The 4,152-nt window shown below is 75.6% G+C and carries 2 protein-coding genes and 1 pseudogene; all 3 read right to left on the minus strand.

The genetic code is table 11. The features are described from left to right. Nucleotides 1-192, minus strand: a pseudogene (locus tag Q0112_RS05140) (UPF0280 family protein); the annotation flags it as partial. Then, on the minus strand, nucleotides 189-1,616 hold the full coding sequence (locus tag Q0112_RS05145; protein WP_297972342.1) for a 6-hydroxynicotinate reductase: 1,428 nt from the start codon (nucleotides 1,614-1,616) through the stop codon (nucleotides 189-191). The pseudogene Q0112_RS05140 and the gene Q0112_RS05145, both read right to left, overlap by 4 nt. A 124-nt stretch (nucleotides 1,617-1,740) precedes the next feature. Continuing rightward, nucleotides 1,741-4,152 (minus strand): molybdopterin cofactor-binding domain-containing protein (locus Q0112_RS05150; protein WP_297972345.1); only part of this gene is annotated, 2,412 nt, incomplete at its 5' end.

Consider the following 4,152-nt stretch of genomic DNA (forward strand, 5'->3'; position numbering starts at 1 on the left):
GGCGGGGGAGCGGAGGGCGGGGAGCTCGGCGGTGAGATCCGTGAGGATGGTCTGGAAGCGGGCGTGGGCGGCGGCGTAGGCGGCGGCGCGGGCCGGGGGGTCGGCCCAGGCCTGGAGGATGAGGTCGATCGGGCCGTGGTGGAGGTGGAGGCGGCGGCGGTCGGGGAGCCAGTGGGCCTGGGGGCCGGTCACGGCAGGCGGCGGGCGGGGCCGGCGGTGTATTCGCCGCCGGTGGCGCGGATGTCGGCGAGGGTGCGGATCGAGGGGGCATGGCCGCCGAGGGCCAGGTAGTCGGCGCGGGGCATGGTGAATTCGAGGGGGGCGACCAGCGCGGGGGTGGGGACGTAGCCGAAGGCGTTCTCGGGCAGGCGGGTGACGTCGACCATGAAGGTGATGCCGCCGCCGGGCCAGACGTAGACCGGCGCGCCGCCGCAGGTGAGGCGGGTGCGCTGGGACTGGACGGCGCGGGTGAGGCGGACGGGGTTCTGCGTCACGCCGGCGCGGAGGGAGCCGCCGGCGCCGGCCATGAAGAGGACGGTGGTGAGCGAGGGCTCGCAGTTCTCGGCGATGAGGGCGACGGTGGGGGCGAGGACGGCGGGAAGAGGGTGGGGGCGGGGGGTGAGGGTGTCGTCGAGGACGTAGTAGGCGTGTTCCTCGCCGGTGGTGGAGACCATGAGCAGGGTGAGGCCGGGGTGGGCGCCCTTCCGGGCCTCGAAGGGGGCGAGGATTTCGGTGGGATCGGCGAGGCGGGTGCCTCCCCAGCCCTGGCCGGGCTCGGAGACGCGGAAGTAGCGGCCGGGGGTGGAGCGGTGGCCCCTGATGCGGATGCCGGTGGGGGGCCAGGCGAGGACCTTGCCGGCCTGGTGCTCGGAGACGACGCCGGTGATGTGGTCGTCGACCACGACGACCTCGTCGACGAGGCCGTGCCACTGGGAGGCGAACATGCCGATGGTGGCGGAGCCGCAGCCGACGCGCATGCGGTGCTCGGGGGTGCCGTTGACGATGGGGGGGTGGCCGGCCTGGGCGGTGAGGGTGGCGCCGTCGTCGATGGTGAGCTCGACCGGCTCGCGGTTGCAGAGGGCGAGGAGGGTGGCGCAGGTGGCCTTGCCCTCGGTCTTCGTGCCGCCGGTGAGGTGGTCGACGCCGCCGAGGGAGAGCATCTGGCTGCCGTATTCGGCGGTGGTGACGTGGCCGACGGGTTCGCCTTCGGCGCGGACGATGGCGCGTTCGGGGCCGAGGTGGCGGTCGGTGTCGATCTTCAGCTTGGCGCCGCAGTAGCTGAAGATGGCCTCGGTGACGACGGTGACGACGTCGGCGCCCTCGACCTCGCGGGAGACGATGAAGGGGGCGGGCTTGTAGTCGGGGTAGGTGGTGCCGGCGCCGATGCCGGTGACGAACTCCTCGGCGGGGCGGGCGATCTCGCCGTCCCAGTCTCCGGCGGCGAAGGGGATGAGGGGGGTGCCCGAGGCGGCGGCGCGGTCGAGGATGGTGAGGGGGTCGCAGCGGACGATGCGGCCGGCGAGGTTGCCGTAGCGGTCGCAGGCGCCGGTCTGGCCGGGGGCGATGTAGCACATCACCGGGCAGGCGTCGCAGCGGATCTTCTCCGGCGCGTTCATCGGGCGTGCCCGGGCACGGGGTGGGCACGCGTGCCCACTTGGGTAAATCGTTGACGTATATGGATATTCCGTCCGGCGTTAACCGGTTTGTGCATGAAGGTTAACGCGGTTGCGCGGCGGGCGGTCATCGCGGGTCTCCGGCGGCGCGGAGGGCGGCGCGGACGAGGTGGGGGAGCGCGGGGACGCGGGTGAGGGCGGCGCCGGTGGCGTGGCGGATGGCGGAGAGGATGGCCGGGGCGGTCGGGATGAGGACGTGCTCGCCGAGGCCCTTGGCGCCGAGCGGGCCTTCGGGGTCGGGGGTTTCGATCAGGATCGACCGGATCTCGGGGACGTCGCCGATGGTGGGGATCAGGTAGTCGTGCAGATTGTCGGTGCGGCCGGGGAGGTATTCCTCCATCAGCGCGAGGCCGATGCCCTGGGCGATGCCGCCCTCGATCTGGCCCTCGGCCAGCGTCGGGTTGATGGCGCGGCCGAGGTCGTGGGCGGCGGTGATCTTCAGCAGCCTGACGGTGCCGAGGGCGGGGTCGACGGCGAGCTCGGCGATCTGGGCGCCGTAGCCGTAGACGGCGTAGGGCGTGCCCTGGCCGTCGGCGTCGAGCGGCGTCGTGGGCGGGTCGTAGCGTTCTTCCGCGGCGATGACGTAGCCCTGCGCGTCCACGGGCAGGGCGGCGAGGTCGAGGGTGCGGGCGCCGGAGACCTCGAGGCGGGGGCCGGCGAGCGCGAGGCGGGCGTCGGGGCCGGCGTTGGCGTGGCGGAGGACGGCGGCTCGGAGCGCGCGGGCGGCGCGCAGGGCGGCGTTGCCGGTGATGTAGGTCTGGCGGGAGGCGGAGGACTTGCCGGCGTCGGGCGTCAGCGCGGTGTCGGGGCCGAGGAGGGTGAAGGCGGAGACGGGCAGGCCGAGGGCGTCGGCGGCGATCTGGGCGATGACGGTGTTCGGGCCCTGGCCCATGTCGGTGGCGCCCTGGTGCAGGACGAGGGTGCCGTCGGGGCGGAGGCCGATGCGGATGGTGGAGGGGTTGGGCAGCGCGGTGTTGCCGCAGCCGTACCAGCAGCAGGCGATGCCGACGCCGCGGTGGGGGGTGGCGCGCGCCTCGGCGAGGGCGCGCTGCCAGTGGGGGCGCAGCGCGTCGAGGCAGGCGGCGAGGCCGACGGCGCGGAGGCGCTGGCCGGTGGCGGTGCGGTCGCCGTCGCGGAAGGCGTTCAGGGCGCGGATCTCGAGGCGGTCGAGGCCGGTCGCCGCGGCGAGGCTGTCGATCAGGTGCTCGGTGGCGATGGCGGCCTGCGGGACGCCGAAGCCGCGGAAGGCGCCGGCGACGGGATTGTGGGTGTGGATGGCGCGGGCGCGGGCGGTGACGTTCGGCACGCGGTAGGGGCCGGTGGCGTGGACGGGCACGCGGTTGGCGACGGTCGGGCCCCAGCTGGCATAGGCGCCGGTGTCGAAGACGGCCTCGAGGTCGAGGGCGGTGAAGCGGCCGGTGGCGTCGCAGCCGAGGCGGGCGGCGATGCGCGAGGGGTGGCGCTTGGTGCTGGCGGCCATCGATTCGCGGCGGGTCCAGGTCATGCGGACCGGGCGGCCGGTCAGGAGCGCGGCGAGGCCGAGCAGCGGCTGCAGCGAGAGGTCGAGCTTGCCGCCGAAGCCGCCGCCGATGGCGGAGGGGACGATGCGGACGCGCTCGGGCGGGAGGGCGAGGATGCGGGCGGTGTCGTCGCGGTCGAGGAAGGGGGACTGGGTGCAGGCGCGGATGACGAGGGTGTCGCCGTCGAGCCAGGCGGCGCCGGCCTCGGGCTCGATGTAGGCGTGCTCGACGAAGCCGGTGCGGAAGGCGGCCTGCGCGGCGTGGGTGGAGGCGGCGAGCGCCGCGGCGGCGTCGCCGCGGTGGACCAGGCCCTCGATCAGGCGGTTGCCGGGGCGGTCGGGGTGGAGGAGGGGGGCGCCGGGGCTTTCGGCCGCGGCAGGGTCGGCGAGGGCGGGGAGCGGGGTCCAGGCGACGGGGAAGCCGTCGAGGTCGTGGGGGGCGGCCTCCTCGAAGGCGACGAGGGCGACGGCTTCGCCGCGGAAGCGGGCGGTTCCTTCGGCGAGGGCGGGCTGGTCGGCGTAGGCGGCGATGACGCCGAAGCGGTTCTCGCCGGGGATGTCGGCGGCGGTGAAGACGCGGGCGGCGCGGGCGCGGGCCCAGGCGGCGAGGTCGCCGAAGGCGAAGCGGGCGTGCGGGTGCGGCGAGCGGACGGCCTTGAGGACGAGGCTGCCGGGCTGCCAGAGGTCGGCGCCGAAGGGGTCGGTGCCGGCGAGCTTGGGGCGGCCGTCGAGGCGGGGGAGGCGGGCGCCGACCGCCGCGCCGGCGGCGGGCGGCGGGGCGGGCGCGGCGGGGCCGGCATCCATGACGGCGGCGACGATCTTGCGGTAGCCGGTGCAGCGGCAGAGGACGCCGCCGAGGGCGGTCTCGACCTCGGCCTCGGTGGGGCGCGCGGTGCGGGCGAGGAGGGCGGTGGCGGCGACGAGCATGCCCGGGGTGCAGATGCCGCACTGGGCGGCGCC

The organism is uncultured Amaricoccus sp. (genome assembly GCF_937858865.1).
In the GTDB taxonomy this organism is placed as follows: domain Bacteria; phylum Pseudomonadota; class Alphaproteobacteria; order Rhodobacterales; family Rhodobacteraceae; genus Amaricoccus.

Coding starts and splice junctions, on each gene's coding strand:
- Q0112_RS05145 (WP_297972342.1), bottom strand. CDS start 1,616: ATGAACGCGCCGGAGAAGATCCGCTGCGACGCCTGCCCGGTGATGTGC.